The organism is Streptomyces sp. SLBN-8D4 (assembly GCF_049739545.1).
GTDB lineage: Bacteria > Actinomycetota > Actinomycetes > Streptomycetales > Streptomycetaceae > Streptomyces > Streptomyces canus_C.
Map to the genome: position 1 here is coordinate 7,985,679 of NZ_JBMGQC010000001.1, position 14,772 is coordinate 8,000,450.

13 protein-coding genes and 1 pseudogene are annotated in these 14,772 nt (G+C 70.2%); 13 read left to right on the top strand and 1 reads right to left on the bottom strand.

Annotated elements, in window-relative coordinates; translation table 11 throughout:
* Positions 1-84 precede the first annotated feature (84 nt).
* The 4 genes from RKD20_RS36330 (at position 85) to nusB (ending at position 3,232) form a co-directional block, all read left to right on the top strand.
* A complete protein-coding gene (locus RKD20_RS36330) occupies positions 85-990 on the top strand; it encodes a Pro-rich N-terminal domain-containing protein (RefSeq protein WP_424881393.1) in 906 nt (301 codons plus the stop codon).
* Positions 991-1,069: 79 nt separating this feature from the next.
* Positions 1,070-2,176, top strand: a complete 1,107-nt coding sequence (locus tag RKD20_RS36335) for an aminopeptidase P family protein (RefSeq protein ID WP_424881394.1) — start codon at positions 1,070-1,072, stop codon at positions 2,174-2,176.
* 52 nt (positions 2,177-2,228) lie between these two features.
* On the top strand, positions 2,229-2,795 hold the full coding sequence (gene efp / locus RKD20_RS36340; RefSeq protein WP_020117452.1) for an elongation factor P: 567 nt from the start codon (positions 2,229-2,231) through the stop codon (positions 2,793-2,795).
* A gap of 2 nt (positions 2,796-2,797) precedes the next feature.
* Entirely contained in the window at positions 2,798-3,232 is a 435-nt protein-coding gene (nusB, locus tag RKD20_RS36345; RefSeq protein WP_424881395.1) for a transcription antitermination factor NusB, read from the top strand.
* 183 nt (positions 3,233-3,415) lie between these two features.
* Here nusB and bldD read toward each other — a convergent pair whose 3' ends face one another.
* The gene (gene bldD, locus RKD20_RS36350; RefSeq protein ID WP_069761463.1) at positions 3,416-3,916 is read right to left on the bottom strand and encodes a transcriptional regulator BldD; all 501 of its coding nucleotides are present in this window, start codon (positions 3,914-3,916) and stop codon (positions 3,416-3,418) included.
* Positions 3,917-4,169: 253 nt separating this feature from the next.
* Between bldD and pyrR the strand changes: the two genes are divergently transcribed.
* From pyrR to RKD20_RS36395, 9 genes and pseudogenes are all read left to right on the top strand, one after another.
* Positions 4,170-4,742, top strand: coding sequence for a bifunctional pyr operon transcriptional regulator/uracil phosphoribosyltransferase PyrR (gene pyrR, locus RKD20_RS36355; RefSeq protein ID WP_007380684.1), 573 nt, complete (start codon positions 4,170-4,172; stop codon positions 4,740-4,742).
* Positions 4,743-4,827: 85 nt separating this feature from the next.
* Positions 4,828-5,805, top strand: a complete 978-nt coding sequence (locus RKD20_RS36360) for an aspartate carbamoyltransferase catalytic subunit (RefSeq protein ID WP_020117449.1) — start codon at positions 4,828-4,830, stop codon at positions 5,803-5,805.
* 5 nt (positions 5,806-5,810) lie between these two features.
* Positions 5,811-7,097 carry a dihydroorotase gene (locus RKD20_RS36365; RefSeq protein ID WP_424881396.1) on the top strand — a complete coding sequence of 429 codons (1,287 nt, stop codon included), beginning with the start codon at positions 5,811-5,813 and terminating at the stop codon, positions 7,095-7,097.
* Positions 7,094-7,672: a hypothetical protein gene (locus RKD20_RS36370; protein ID WP_424881397.1), complete on the top strand. Its 579-nt coding sequence runs from the start codon at positions 7,094-7,096 to the stop codon at positions 7,670-7,672. Before RKD20_RS36365 ends, RKD20_RS36370 begins: the two co-directional genes overlap by 4 nt.
* On the top strand, positions 7,669-8,811 hold the full coding sequence (gene carA, locus RKD20_RS36375) for a glutamine-hydrolyzing carbamoyl-phosphate synthase small subunit (protein WP_424881398.1): 1,143 nt from the start codon (positions 7,669-7,671) through the stop codon (positions 8,809-8,811). The genes RKD20_RS36370 and carA overlap by 4 nt, the downstream gene beginning before the upstream one ends.
* A pseudogene (carB, locus tag RKD20_RS36380) lies at positions 8,804-12,113 on the top strand (carbamoyl-phosphate synthase large subunit). The gene carA and the pseudogene carB overlap by 8 nt, the downstream one beginning before the upstream one ends.
* Positions 12,114-12,164: 51 nt before the next feature.
* Positions 12,165-13,274: a quinone-dependent dihydroorotate dehydrogenase gene (locus RKD20_RS36385; protein ID WP_424881399.1), complete on the top strand. Its 1,110-nt coding sequence runs from the start codon at positions 12,165-12,167 to the stop codon at positions 13,272-13,274.
* A complete protein-coding gene (gene pyrF / locus RKD20_RS36390; RefSeq protein WP_424881400.1) occupies positions 13,271-14,110 on the top strand; it encodes an orotidine-5'-phosphate decarboxylase in 840 nt (279 codons plus the stop codon). The genes RKD20_RS36385 and pyrF overlap by 4 nt, the downstream gene beginning before the upstream one ends.
* Before the next feature lie 279 nt (positions 14,111-14,389).
* Positions 14,390-14,713, top strand: a complete 324-nt coding sequence (locus tag RKD20_RS36395) for an integration host factor (protein WP_003977346.1) — start codon at positions 14,390-14,392, stop codon at positions 14,711-14,713.
* Positions 14,714-14,772: the final 59 nt, after the last annotated feature.

Below are 14,772 nucleotides of genomic sequence, written 5' to 3' on the forward strand. Positions count from 1 at the left end.
GGCCGCGCCCGGTCGGGCTCCCGGCACCGACGCGAGCGCCCCGGAGGCGCGCAAGCCGAAAAAGACGAGACGGAGTGGCACCGGATGCAGCACGCAGTGGGTTCTCCGCTGCCGCCGCCCCATCAGCCGGGGCACGGACCGGCCGCCGGCTGGTCGCCGGCCGCACATCACCCGGGACCGCATCACCCGGGTGCGCACCAGGGCTCCGCCCCGGTGCCCCCACCGCCGTCGGCACCGGGCTTCGCCCCGGCCCCGGTACCGGCGACGCCACCGCACTCCCAGGCACCGCCCGGGCCGCAGCACTCCCCGGTCCCGCCCGCCCCGCAGCACTCACCGGGGCCGGTACCGGACACCACCGGCCATGTGCCGCTGCCGCCCGGCGCCCCCGTGGGTGCCCCCAGCACCCCGCCCGTCGCCGCGCCGGACCCCGCAGGCACCACCCTCGCGGTGCTGCTCATCGGCCCGGCGGGCGCCGGAAAGACCAGCGTGGCCAAGTACTGGGCCGACCACCGCCGGGTCCCCACCGCCCACATCAGCCTCGACGACGTACGCGAGTGGGTCCGCTCGGGCTTCGCCGACCCGCAGTCCGGCTGGAACGACCACTCCGAGGCCCAGTACCGCCTCGCCCGCCGCACCTGCGGCTTCGCCGCCCGCAACTTCCTCGCCAACGGCATCTCCTGCATCCTCGACGACGCGGTCTTCCCGGACCGGCCGGTGGTCGGCCTCGGCGGCTGGAAGCGGCACGTGGGCCCGGGACTGCTGCCGGTGGTCCTGCTGCCCGGCCTGGAGATCGTCCTGGAGCGCAACGCGGAGCGGTCCGGCAATCGCCGCCTGACGGACGAGGAGGTGGCACGGATCCACGGTCGGATGGCCGGCTGGTACGGCTCCGGGCTGCCGATCATCGACAACTCCCAGATGGACGTACCGCAGACGGCGAGGGTCCTGGACGACGTCCTGGCACGCTCCATCGCGAGCCCACCGACCTGGTAGCGGCCCGAACGACCAGTGCCCCTCCCCACTCGGACTCTCCCAAACAGCGGCATATCGGTAGAACTCCTACGCTCAAGTCATGTCAGAGGTGTACGCCACCCGCAGAACCCGTCTCCGCGACCGCTGCCAGGCCGGCGGCAGCCGGTCCGCGCTGATCTCCCGCCCGGCCAACGTCCGCTACCTCGCCGGGGCTGCCCCGCGGGGCAGCGTGCTGCTGCTCGGCATGACCGAGGACCTGCTGGTGTGCGCCGGGCCCCCGGACGACCGTCCCGGCGCCGGCCGCCCCGACGAGAACCTGCGGCTGCAGCACCTTCCCGGCGCCGCGGGCGACCCGGCTGTCGCCGCGGCCGACCTCGCCACGGCTCAGGGCGCGGACTCGCTCGCCGTGGAGGAACAGCACCTCACGGTCGCCCGGTACCGGGCGATCCGCTCGGTCGTCCCGCGGCTGCGCCTCGCCGACCTCGGCGGCGCGGTCGAGCAACTCCGCGTCATCAAGGACGAGGAGGAGATCTCCTGCCTGCGCATCGGCGCGGAGATCGCCGACCAGGCACTGGGCGAGCTCCTGGAGTCCATCCTCGTCGGCCGCACCGAGCGCCACCTCGCCCTCGAACTGGAGCGCCGCCTCGTCGACCACGGCGCCGACGGCCCGGCCTTCGCCACCTCCGTCGGCACCGGCCCGAACTCCGGCCGCCCCGGCCACCGCCCCACCGACCGCCGCGTCGAGGAGGGCGACTTCCTCTCCGTCTGCCTGGGCGCGAACTACCGCGGCTACCGCTGCGAGATCGGCCGTACCTTCGTCATCGGTACGTCCCCCGCCGCCTGGCAGATCGAGCTCTACGACCTCGTCTTCGCCGCTCAGCGGGCCGGACGGGAGTCGCTGGCACCCGGCGCCGCCTACCGTGACGTGGACCGGGCGGCACGCCAGGTGCTGGAGTCCGCGGGCCACCACGAGGGGCTCCCGACCCTCACCGGACACGGTGTGGGACTCGAAATCGACGAGGACCCGCAGTTGGCCCCCGCGGCCATGGGTAAACTGGACGCTTGCGTGCCGGTCACCGTCGAACCGGGGGTCCACCTCCCGGGACGGGGCGGCGTCCGGATCGATGACACGCTCGTCGTACGCCCCGAGGCGGACGGCGGACCCGAGCTACTCACCATCACGACCAAGGAGCTGCTCGCACTATAGGCAACGTGCGTGCGCCGGGGTCGTCCACGTCAGTCCAGGAGATTCCGCAACCGTGGCTTCCACGAACGACCTCAAGAACGGCCTGGTGCTCAAGCTCGAAGGCGGCCAGCTCTGGTCCGTCGTCGAGTTCCAGCACGTCAAGCCCGGCAAGGGCCCCGCATTCGTGCGCACCAAGCTCAAGAACGTGCTGTCCGGCAAGGTCGTCGACAAGACGTTCAACGCCGGCGTCAAGGTCGAGACGGCCACTGTCGACAAGCGCGACATGCAGTTCTCGTACATGGACGGCGAGTACTTCGTCTTCATGGACATGGAGACCTACGACCAGCTCATGGTCGACCGCAAGGCGGTCGGCGACGCCGCCAACTTCCTGATCGAGGGCTTCACGGCCACCGTGGCGCAGCACGAGGGCGAGGTGCTCTTCGTCGAGCTGCCGGCCGCCGTCGAGCTCGTCGTCCAGGAGACCGAGCCGGGCCTGCAGGGCGACCGCTCCACCGGTGGCACCAAGCCCGCCACCCTGGAGACCGGTCACCAGATCCAGGTCCCGCTCTTCATCACCACCGGTGAGAAGATCAAGGTCGACACCCGCACGAGCGACTACCTCGGCCGGGTGAACAGCTAACCGTGGCTGCCCGCAACACGGCCCGCAAGCGCGCCTTCCAGATCCTCTTCGAGGGCGACCAGCGCGACGCCGACGTCCTGACGGTCCTGGCGGACTGGATCCGGCACTCCCGGGAAGACACCCGGCAGCCGCCGGTGAGCGAGTACACGATGCAGCTGGTCGAGGGCTACGCGGAACACGCGACGCGCATCGACGAGCTGATCGCGCAGTACTCGGTCGGCTGGACGCTGGACCGGATGCCGGTCGTCGACCGCAACATCCTGCGTCTGGGTGCCTACGAGCTGATCTGGGCCGACGAGACCCCGGACGCCGTGGTGCTCGACGAGATGGTGCAGCTGGCCAAGGAGTTCTCCACGGACGAGTCGCCCTCGTTCGTGAACGGCCTGCTGGGCCGGCTCAAGGACCTGAAGCCGTCGCTGCGCCGACCCGAGGCGTAAACCGGGACGCCGAGGCGGCTCGAGACGCGAAATTGCCTGAGGGCCCGCAGCGTGAGCGTTGCGGGCCCTCAGGCGTGTGCGTACGTGAGAGCTCCCCGAGGCCCGCAGAAAGCCGCCGGGGTGGCCGGAACCGTGAAGTTCCGGCCACCCCGGCGGCACGTTTCTGCTGAGGCTGGGAGCGGCTCAGCCGTCCTCGTGGGACACCGCGCGACGCGCGTCCGCGTCCAGCACGCCCCAGCTGATCAGCTGCTCGGTGAGGACCGAGGGCGACTGGTCGTAGATGACGGCGAGTGTGCGCAGGTCGTCCTGGCGGATCGAGAGCACCTTGCCGTTGTAGTCACCGCGCTGGGACTGGATCGTCGCGGCGTAACGCTGGAGCGGGCCCGCCTTCTCGGCCGGGACGTGGGCCAGCCGCTCCAGGTCCAGGACAAGCTTCGGCGGGGGCTCGGCGGCTCCGCCCGGAGTGGTGCCGGGCAGCAGCTCCTGCACCGGAACGCCGTAGAAATCCGCCAACTCGGCAAGACGCTGCACGGTCACCGCGCGGTCGCCACGCTCGTACGAACCGACCACGACCGCCTTCCAGCGTCCCTGGGACTTCTCCTCGACACCGTGGAGGGAAAGGCCCTGCTGGGTGCGGATGGCCCGGAGCTTGGCCCCGAGCTGTTTGGCGTATTCGCTGGACATATAGCTCCCCGGACACTGGATCGACGCGGCCGCAGTGGTTTCGAGCCGCGCGTCTGGTAACTCACTGTGAGGTTACGCAGCGTGACTCTTCTGCGTCAAGCCGAATGGTCCACACCGACGCTTCCGTGAGAGTGGTGGCCGATTGGGCCAAGGGGGTGATCAGGGGCCCCGTTCCGGCCTGCTACCGTGGATGGCGCAAATCCGACGTCCTTTAAGGTCCGTCCCGTGAGGCGGAGAAGGAGGTCCGTTTCATATGGACAAGCAGGACACTTCCGATATCCAGGCGTCCGATGCCCGGCCCGTTCTCGAAGGCCCCGACATCGCGCGCGTGCTGACCCGTATCGCCCACGAGATCGTCGAACGCGCCAAGGGCGCCGACGACGTGGTGCTCCTCGGCATCCCCACCCGAGGCGTCTTCCTCGCCCGGCGGCTCGCCGCGAAGCTCGAGGAGATCACCGACCGCGTGATTCCGGTCGGTTCGCTCGACATCACCATGTACCGCGACGACCTGCGCATGCACCCGCCGCGAGCGCTGGCCCGCACCGAGATCCCGGGTGACGGCATCGACGGCCGCCTGGTGGTCCTCGTCGACGACGTGCTCTTCTCCGGCCGCACCATCCGCGCCGCTCTGGACGCCCTGAACGACATCGGGCGGCCCCGCGCGGTGCAGCTCGCGGTCCTCGTCGACAGAGGCCACCGCGAACTGCCCATCCGCGCCGACTACGTCGGCAAGAACCTCCCCACGTCGTTGCGGGAGACGGTCAAGGTCCAGCTCGTCGAGGAGGACGGTCGCGACACCGTGCTGCTCGGTGTGAAGCAGACCTAGCAGCAGGTGCACGGGGGCACTTCTCGGTGCGCCCTCGCCTGCCCGGATCCTCCCGATACCTGAACTGCCTTACGGAGCCTGACAGATGCAGCGTCATCTCATCTCGGCCGCCGACCTCACCCGCGACGACGCCGTCCTGATCCTCGACACCGCCGAGGAGATGGCCCGGGTCGCCGACCGGCCGATCAAGAAACTGCCGACCCTGCGCGGCCGCACGATCGTCAACCTCTTCTTCGAGGACTCCACGCGCACGCGTATCTCCTTCGAGGCCGCCGAGAAGCGGCTCTCGGCGGACGTCATCAACTTCACCGCCAAGGGCTCCAGCGTGTCCAAGGGCGAGTCCCTCAAGGACACCGCGCAGACCCTGGAGGCCATGGGCGTCGACGCCGTCGTCATCCGCCACGGCGCCTCCGGAGCGCCGTACCGCCTCGCCAACTCAGGCTGGATCGACGCGGCCGTCATCAACGCCGGTGACGGCACCCACCAGCACCCGACCCAGGCCCTCCTGGACGCGTTCACCATGCGCCGCCGGCTCGTAGGGCGGGACGCGGGCATCGGCCAGGACCTCTCCGGCAAGCGCATCACGGTCGTCGGCGACATCCTGCACAGCCGCGTCGCCCGCTCCAACGTCGACCTGCTGCACACTCTCGGCGCCCAGGTCACCCTCGTCGCTCCGCCCACCCTGGTGCCGGTCGGCGTCGAGACCTGGCCCTGCGAGGTGGCGTACGACCTCGACAGCACGCTCGCCAAGTCCGACGCGGTGATGATGCTGCGCGTGCAGCGCGAGCGCATGAACGCCGCGTTCTTCCCGACCGAGCGCGAGTACTCGCGGCGCTACGGCCTGGACGGCGACCGCATGGCGCGGATGCCGGAGCACGCCATCGTGATGCACCCCGGCCCGATGGTCCGCGGCATGGAGATCACCGCCGAGGTCGCCGACTCCGACCGCTGCACCGTGGTGGAGCAGGTCGCAAACGGAGTCTCCATCCGGATGGCCGTTCTCTACCTGCTTCTGGGCGGCAACGAGCCCGCCGTCAGCCACACCCGTACCGAGGAGAAGTAAGTCACATGAGCAAGATCCTGATCCGTGGTGCGAAGGTGCTCGGCGGCGAGCCGCAGGACGTGCTGATCGACGGCGCGACGATCGCCCAGGTGGGCGCCGGTCTGTCGGCCGAGGGCGCCGAGGTCGTCGAGGCCGGCGGCAAGGTGCTGCTGCCGGGACTCGTCGACCTGCACACCCACCTGCGCGAGCCCGGCCGCGAGGACTCCGAGACCGTCCTCACCGGTACACGCGCGGCCGCCTCCGGCGGCTACACCGCCGTGTTCGCCATGGCCAACACCTTCCCGGTCGCGGACACCGCCGGTGTGGTCGAGCAGGTCTGGCGGCTGGGCAAGGAGCACGGCTACTGCGACGTCCAGCCCATCGGCGCCGTCACCGTCGGCCTGGAGGGCAAGAAGCTCGCCGAACTGGGCGCCATGCACGAGTCGGCCGCCGGTGTGACCGTCTTCTCCGACGACGGCAAGTGCGTCGACGACGCCGTGATCATGCGCCGCGCGCTGGAGTACGTGAAGGCCTTCGGCGGGGTCGTCGCGCAGCACGCGCAGGAGCCGCGGCTGACCGAGGGCGCCCAGATGAACGAGGGCATCGTCTCCGCCGAGCTGGGACTGGGCGGCTGGCCCGCGGTCGCCGAGGAATCGATCATCGCCCGGGACGTCCTGCTCGCCGAGCACGTGGGCTCCCGCGTCCACATCTGCCACCTGTCGACCGCCGGGTCCGTCGAGATCGTGCGCTGGGCCAAGTCCCGCGGCATCGACGTCACCGCCGAGGTCACCCCGCACCACCTGCTCCTCACCGACGAGCTGGTGCGGTCGTACAACCCGGTCTACAAGGTGAACCCGCCGCTGCGCACCGAGCGGGACGTGTTCGCGCTGCGCGAGGCCCTGGCCGACGGCACCATCGACATCGTCGCCACCGACCACGCCCCGCACCCGCACGAGGACAAGGACTGCGAGTGGGCCGCCGCCGCCATGGGGATGGTCGGCCTGGAGACCGCGTTGTCAGTGGTGCAGGAGACCATGGTGGACACCGGGCTCCTCGACTGGGCCGGGGTCGCCGAGCGCATGTCCGCCACGCCCGCCCGCATCGGGCAGGCCACCGGACACGGGCGTCCCGTCTCGGCTGGTGAGCCCGCCAACCTCACGCTGGTCGACACGGAATACCGTGGCTCCGTGGACCCCGCGGGCTTCGCCTCGCGCAGCCGCAACACTCCGTACGAGGGGCGTGAGCTGCCGGGCCGTGTCACGCACACGTGGCTCCGGGGCAAGGCCACGCTCGTCGACGGGAAGCTCACGTGACACCAGTAACCCTGATCGCCGCCGGACTCGCCGCCGAGAAGAAGTCGGCCGAGGTCACCGACTGGGCCGCCCGCATCGGCTGGCTCGTCGGCCTCGCCCTCTTCGTCGCGCTCGTCTACTGGCTGATGCGCGAGGGCTGGAAGTGGCGCGGCACGCTCCAGGGCGACCTGCCCGAGCTCCCCACCGTGCCCGACGACCCCGGCCCGGCGAGACTGAGCATGAGCGGTCGCTACCACGGCTCCACCACCGCGGGCCAGTGGCTCGACCGGATCGTGGCGCACGGCCTGGGCACCCGCAGCCGGGTCGAGCTCACCCTGACGGACGCGGGACTGGACGTCGTACGCCCAGGCGCGACCGACTTCTTCGTCCCGCGCGAGGCCCTGCGTGAGGCCGTGCTCGGCAAGGGCATCGCGGGCAAGGTCCTGACCGAGGGCGGGCTCCTCGTCGTGACCTGGGCGCACGGCGAGCGACTGATCGACTCGGGGTTCCGCTCGGACCACGCGGCCGAGCACACCGACTGGGTCGACGCCATCAACTCCATGATCAACAAGACGGAAACGGAAGGCGCACGATGACGACCTCCACAAGGGGGGCCACCAAGGCCCCTGCGGTACTCGTCCTGGAGGACGGCCGGATCTTCCGCGGCCGTGCCTACGGGGCCGTGGGGGAGACCTTCGGCGAGGCCGTGTTCTCCACCGGCATGACCGGCTACCAGGAGACCCTGACCGACCCCTCGTACGACCGCCAGATCGTCGTCGCGACCGCCCCGCAGATCGGCAACACCGGCTGGAACGACGAGGACGACGAGTCCCGCCGCATCTGGGTCTCCGGCTACGTCGTGCGCGACCCCGCGCGCGTGCCGTCCAACTGGCGGGCCAAGCGCTCCCTGGACGACGAACTGGTCGCGCAGGACATCGTCGGGATCTCCGGCATCGACACCCGCGCCCTCACCCGCCACCTGCGCGAGCGCGGCTCCATGCGCGCCGGGATCTTCTCCGGCGAGGCGATCGCCGGTGAGTCCGAGCTCGTCGCGCGCGTGCAGGCCCAGCCGCACATGAAGGGCGCCTCGCTGTACGAAGAGGTCGCCACCAAGGAGACGTACGTCGTCCCCGCGGTGGGCGAGAAGAAGTTCACCGTCGCCGCCATCGACCTCGGAATCAAGGGCATGACCCCGCACCGCATGGCCCAGCGGGGCATCGAGGTGCACGTGCTGCCGGCCACGGCGAGCGTCGACGAGGTCTACGCCGTCGAGCCGGACGGGGTGTTCTTCTCCAACGGACCCGGCGACCCGGCGACCGCCGACGGCCCGGTCGCGCTCATGACCGCCGTGCTGGAGCGGAGGACACCGCTGTTCGGCATCTGCTTCGGCAACCAGATCCTGGGGCGGGCCCTCGGCTTCGGCACCTACAAGCTGAAGTACGGGCACCGGGGCATCAACCAGCCAGTGCAGGACCGGACCACCGGCAAGGTCGAGGTCACCGCGCACAACCACGGATTCGCCGTGGACGCGCCGCTCGACAAGGTCAGCGACACGAAGTTCGGCCGCGCCGAGGTCTCCCACGTGTGCCTGAACGACGACGTCGTGGAAGGGCTCCAGCTGCTCGACCAGCCGGCCTTCTCCGTCCAGTACCACCCCGAAGCGGCAGCCGGCCCGCACGACGCCGCCTACCTGTTCGACCGCTTCGTATCTCTGATGGAGGGCCAGCGTGCCTAAGCGCACCGATATCCAGTCCGTCCTGGTCATCGGCTCCGGCCCGATCGTCATCGGCCAGGCCGCCGAGTTCGACTACTCCGGCACCCAGGCATGCCGCGTGCTCAAGGCCGAAGGCCTGCGCGTCATCCTCGTCAACTCCAACCCGGCAACGATCATGACCGACCCGGAGATCGCCGACGCCACCTACGTCGAGCCGATCACCCCGGAGTTCGTCGAGAAGATCATCGCCAAGGAGCGCCCCGACGCCCTGCTGCCCACCCTGGGCGGCCAGACGGCCCTCAACACGGCGATCTCGCTGCACGAGGCCGGCACCCTCGACAAGTACGGCGTCGAGCTGATCGGCGCCAACGTCGAGGCCATCAACAAGGGCGAGGACCGCGACCTGTTCAAGGACGTCGTGGAGGAGGTCCGCAAGAAGATCGGGCACGGCGAGTCCGCCCGCTCGGTCATCTGCCACTCCATGGACGACGTCCTCAAGGGCGTCGAGACGCTCGGCGGCTACCCGGTCGTCGTCCGCCCGTCCTTCACCATGGGCGGCGCAGGCTCCGGCTTCGCGCACGACGAGGAGGAGCTGCGCCGCATCGCCGGCCAGGGCCTGACCCTCTCGCCGACCACCGAGGTGCTCCTGGAGGAGTCCATCCTCGGCTGGAAGGAGTACGAACTGGAGCTGATGCGCGACAAGAACGACAACGTCGTGGTCGTCTGCTCCATCGAGAACTTCGACCCGATGGGCGTGCACACCGGCGACTCGATCACCGTCGCGCCCGCGATGACGCTCACCGACCGCGAGTACCAGCGGCTGCGTGACGTCGGTATCGCGATCATCCGCGAGGTCGGCGTCGACACCGGCGGCTGCAACATCCAGTTCGCGATCGACCCGGTCGACGGTCGCGTGATCGTCATCGAGATGAACCCGCGCGTGTCGCGTTCGTCGGCGCTCGCCTCCAAGGCGACCGGCTTCCCGATCGCCAAGATCGCGGCGAAGCTGGCCGTCGGCTACACGCTCGACGAGATCCCCAACGACATCACCGAGAAGACGCCGGCGTCCTTCGAGCCGACGCTCGACTACGTGGTCGTGAAGGCCCCGCGGTTCGCCTTCGAGAAGTTCCCCTCCGCCGACTCCACCCTCACGACCACCATGAAGTCGGTCGGCGAGGCCATGGCGATCGGCCGCAACTTCACCGAGGCCTTCCAGAAGGCGCTGCGCTCGCTGGAGAAGAAGGGCAGCCAGTTCACCTTCGTGGGCGAGCCCGGCGACAAGGCGGCCCTCCTGGAGGAGTCCGTACGGCCCACCGACGGCCGTATCAACACGGTCATGCAGGCCATCCGCGCGGGCGCCACGCCCGAGGAGGTCTTCGCGTACACGAAGATCGACCCCTGGTTCGTCGACCAGCTCTTCCTGATCAAGGAGACCGCGGACGAGCTGGCCGCCGCCGAGCGCCTGGACGCCGATCTGCTCGCCGAGGCCAAGCGGCACGGCTTCTCCGACCAGCAGATCGCCGAGATCCGCGGCCTGCGCGAGGACGTGGTGCGCGAGGTGCGGCACGCGCTCGGCGTACGCCCGGTCTACAAGACCGTCGACACCTGCGCGGCCGAGTTCGCCGCGAAGACGCCGTACTTCTACTCCTCCTACGACGAGGAGAGCGAGGTCGCGCCCCGGACCAAGCCCGCGGTGATCATCCTGGGCTCGGGCCCGAACCGCATCGGCCAGGGCATCGAGTTCGACTACTCCTGCGTGCACGCCTCCTTCGCGCTGTCGGACGCCGGGTACGAGACGGTGATGGTCAACTGCAACCCGGAGACCGTCTCCACCGACTACGACACCTCCGACCGGCTGTACTTCGAGCCGCTCACGCTGGAGGACGTCCTGGAGGTCGTCCACGCGGAGCAGCAGGCCGGCCCGGTCGCGGGCGTCATCGTGCAGCTCGGCGGCCAGACCCCGCTGGGCCTGGCGCAGGCGCTCAAGGACAACGGCGTGCCGGTCGTGGGCACCTCGCCCGAGGCGATCCACGCCGCCGAGGACCGCGGCGCCTTCGGCCGGGTCCTCGCCGAGGCGGGCCTGCCGGCCCCCAAGCACGGCACCGCCACCACCTTCGCCGGCGCCAAGGCCATCGCGGACGAGATCGGCTACCCGGTCCTGGTACGGCCCTCCTACGTCCTCGGCGGACGCGGCATGGAGATCGTCTACGACGAGACCCGCCTGGAGTCCTACATCGCCGAGTCGACCGAGATCAGCCCCTCGCGGCCGGTCCTCGTCGACCGCTTCCTGGACGACGCCATCGAGATCGACGTCGACGCCCTCTACGACGGCCAGGAGCTCTACCTGGGCGGCGTCATGGAGCACATCGAGGAGGCCGGCATCCACTCCGGCGACTCGGCGTGCGCGCTGCCGCCGATCACCCTGGGCGGCTTCGACATCAAGCGCCTGCGGGCCTCCACCGAGGCCATCGCGCGCGGGGTGGGCGTCCGGGGCCTGATCAACATCCAGTTCGCGATGGCCGGGGACATCCTCTACGTCCTCGAAGCCAACCCCGCGCGCGTCCCGCACCGTCCCCTTCACCTCGAAGGCGACCGCGGTGCCGCTCGCCAAGGCCGCCGCCCGGATCTCGCTGGGCGCGACCGTCGCCGAACTGCGCGCCGAGGGCCTGCTCCCGGCCAACGGCGACGGAGGCGAACTCCCGCTGGACGCGCCGATCTCCGTCAAGGAGGCCGTCATGCCGTGGTCGCGCTTCCGCGACATCCACGGCCGCGGCGTCGACACCGTCCTCGGCCCGGAGATGCGCTCCACCGGCGAGGTCATGGGCATCGACTCCGTCTTCGGCACGGCGTACGCCAAGTCCCAGGCGGGCGCCTACGGCCCGCTCCCGACCAAGGGCCGCGCCTTCATCTCGGTGGCCAACCGCGACAAGCGCTCGATGATCTTCCCGGCGCGCGAGCTCGTCGCCCACGGCTTCGAACTGCTCGCCACCTCCGGCACGGCCGAGGTCCTCAAGCGCAACGGCATCAACGCCACCGTCGTGCGCAAGCAGTCCGAGGGCACCGGCCCGAACGGCGAGAAGACCATCGTCCAGCTCATCCACGACGGCGAGGTCGACCTGATCGTCAACACCCCGTACGGCACCGGCGGCCGCCTCGACGGCTACGAGATCCGTACGGCGGCCGTGGCGCGGTCGGTCCCGTGTCTGACGACGGTCCAGGCGCTCGCCGCCGCCGTCCAGGGCATCGACGCCCTCAACCACGGTGACGTGGGAGTCCGTTCACTCCAGGAACACGCGCAGCATCTGACCGCGGCCCGCGACTAGCAGCCCTGAGGGGGACACCGGAAACGGTGTCCCCCTCTTCATGAGGACACCATGTACAAGATCTTCTTCAATCTCGTCTTCCAGCGCATGGACCCCGAGAAGGCCCACCACCTCGCCTTCCGCTGGATCCGGCTCGCCGTCCGCGTCCCCGTGCTGCGCACCTTCGTCGCGGCCGCCCTCGCGCCCCGCCACAAGGAGCTGCGCACCGAGGCCTTCGGGCTGCGCATGCACGGCCCCTTCGGCCTCGCCGCGGGCTTCGACAAGAACGCGGTCGCGATCGACGGCATGGCGATGCTGGGCTTCGACCACATCGAGATCGGCACGGTGACGGGGGAGGCCCAGCCGGGCAACCCCAGGAAGCGGCTCTTCCGCCTCGTGCCGGACCGGGCGCTCATCAACCGCATGGGCTTCAACAACGAGGGCTCACTGGCCGTCGCGGCCCGTCTGGCGTCCCGTGAGCCGGTCTTCAAGACCGTCGTGGGCGTCAACATCGGCAAGACCAAACTCGTCCACGAGACCGAGGCGATCGGCGACTACGTGAAGTCCGCGGAGCGGCTCGCTCCCTTCGCCGACTATCTCGTCGTCAACGTGTCCTCGCCCAACACACCCGGCCTGCGCAACCTTCAGGCCACCGAGGCGCTGCGGCCGCTGCTGACCGCCGTCCGCGAGGCCGCCGACCGGATCGTCGCGAACCGCCGGGTCCCGCTCCTGGTGAAGATCGCGCCCGACCTGGCCGACGAGGACGTCGACGCGGTCGCCGACCTGGCCGTCGAGCTCGGCCTGGACGGCATCATCGCCACCAACACCACCATCGCGCGCGAGGGACTCGGTCTGACGTCCGGACCCGCCCTGGTGGAGGAGACCGGCGGTCTCTCCGGAGCGCCCCTCAAGGAGCGCTCCCTGGAGGTCCTCAGGCGTCTGTACGCGCGCGTGGGCGACCGGATCACCCTGGTGGGCGTCGGGGGCGTCGAGAACGCCGAGGACGCCTGGCAGCGCATCCTGGCGGGTGCCACGCTGGTCCAGGGCTACAGCGCCTTCGTCTACGAGGGGCCCTTCTGGGCCCGCGCCATCCACAAGGGCCTCGCCGCGCGCCTGCGCACGAGCCCGTACGCCACCCTCGCCGACGCGGTCGGCGCCGACGTGAGGAACATCACCGTATGACCGAGCCCTTCGGCGCCCGACTGCGCCACGTCATGGACGAGCGCGGCCCGCTGTGCGTGGGGATCGACCCGCACGCCTCACTCCTCACCGAGTGGGGCCTGGCCGACGACGTCTCCGGCCTGGAGCGGTTCAGTCGCACGGTCGTCGAGGCGCTGTGCGACCGGGTCGCCGTGTTCAAGCCCCAGAGCGCGTTCTTCGAGCGCTTCGGCTCGCGCGGCGTCGCCGTCCTGGAGAAGACCGTCCAGGAGGCCCGCGCGGCCGGTGCGCTGGTCCTCATGGACGCCAAGCGGGGTGACATCGGCTCGACCATGGCCGCGTACGCCGAGGCCTTCCTGCGCAAGGACTCCCCGCTGTTCTCGGACGCGCTGACCGTGTCGCCGTACCTCGGCTACGGCTCGCTCTCGCCGGCCATCGCGCTGGCGCGCGAGAGCGGTGCGGGTCTGTTCGTGCTGGCCCTGACCTCCAACCCGGAGGGCGGCGAGGTCCAGCACGCGGTCCGCGCGGACGGCCGGAACGTCGGCGCGACCATGCTGGCCCATCTGGTCGCCGAGAACACCGGAGAGGAGCCCCTGGGGTCCTTCGGCGCCGTCGTCGGGGCCACGCTTGGCGATCTGTCGACCTACGACCTCGACATCAACGGTCCGCTCCTGGCGCCCGGCGTCGGCGCACAGGGGGCCACCCCGGCCGATCTTCCCCGGGTCTTCGGGGCGGCGATCCGCAATGTGGTCCCGAACGTCAGCCGGGGAGTGCTGCGGCACGGCCCCGACGCCGGTGCGCTGCGCGACTCCGCCGAGCGGTTCGCGGACGAGATCCGGTCGGCTCTGCCGAGCGCATGACGATGTTCGAACCCCTCGTTCGAGTCCTCCGACGAGGGGTTCGAGGCCCGCTTGACTCTGAATACATCCTCAAATCCGGGGCATTATGTCAGGAATGTCCGGCCTGGCGCAGGCTGACCAGGACTTTTCCGCTGTTCTCGCTGACTCTGGCGGACTTGCCCGCTAGTCTCCGACGCAGAGTCAACGGGCAAGCGTGTTGCTCGTGGCTCACCAGGTGTGGGGCGACTAGGTTCCTCACCGGTCCGTATCCGACAGTTCGACATCCGAGGTGACGTAGGCGTGGCTCTTCCGCCCCTTACCCCTGAACAGCGCGCAGCCGCGCTCGAAAAGGCCGCCGCGGCTCGCCGGGAGCGGGCCGAGGTCAAGAATCGACTCAAGCACTCCGGCGCCTCTCTCCATGAGGTCATCAAGCAGGGCCAGGAGAACGACGTCATCGGCAAGATGAAGGTCTCCGCCCTGCTCGAGTCCCTGCCGGGCGTGGGCAAGGTCCGCGCCAAGCAGATCATGGAGCGACTCGGCATCTCCGAGAGCCGTCGTGTACGCGGCCTCGGCTCCAACCAGATCGCTTCGCTGGAGCGTGAGTTCGGCAGCACCGGTTCCTGAACCGGGTCACTCCGGGAAGGGGAGTCCCGGGCACTCCGGGATTGCTGGAATAATCGCTG

Excerpts from the sequence above, each read along its gene's own strand:
- RKD20_RS36330 (WP_424881393.1), top strand. The coding sequence starts at position 85 with ATGCAGCACGCAGTGGGTTCTCCGCTGCCGCCGCCCCATCAGCCGGGG.
- RKD20_RS36335 (WP_424881394.1), top strand. The coding sequence starts at position 1,070 with ATGTCAGAGGTGTACGCCACCCGCAGAACCCGTCTCCGCGACCGCTGC.
- bldD (WP_069761463.1), bottom strand. The coding sequence starts at position 3,916 with ATGTCCAGCGAATACGCCAAACAGCTCGGGGCCAAGCTCCGGGCCATC.
- pyrR (WP_007380684.1), top strand. The coding sequence starts at position 4,170 with ATGGACAAGCAGGACACTTCCGATATCCAGGCGTCCGATGCCCGGCCC.
- RKD20_RS36360 (WP_020117449.1), top strand. The coding sequence starts at position 4,828 with ATGCAGCGTCATCTCATCTCGGCCGCCGACCTCACCCGCGACGACGCC.
- RKD20_RS36365 (WP_424881396.1), top strand. The coding sequence starts at position 5,811 with ATGAGCAAGATCCTGATCCGTGGTGCGAAGGTGCTCGGCGGCGAGCCG.
- carA (WP_424881398.1), top strand. The coding sequence starts at position 7,669 with ATGACGACCTCCACAAGGGGGGCCACCAAGGCCCCTGCGGTACTCGTC.
- RKD20_RS36385 (WP_424881399.1), top strand. The coding sequence starts at position 12,165 with ATGTACAAGATCTTCTTCAATCTCGTCTTCCAGCGCATGGACCCCGAG.
- pyrF (WP_424881400.1), top strand. The coding sequence starts at position 13,271 with ATGACCGAGCCCTTCGGCGCCCGACTGCGCCACGTCATGGACGAGCGC.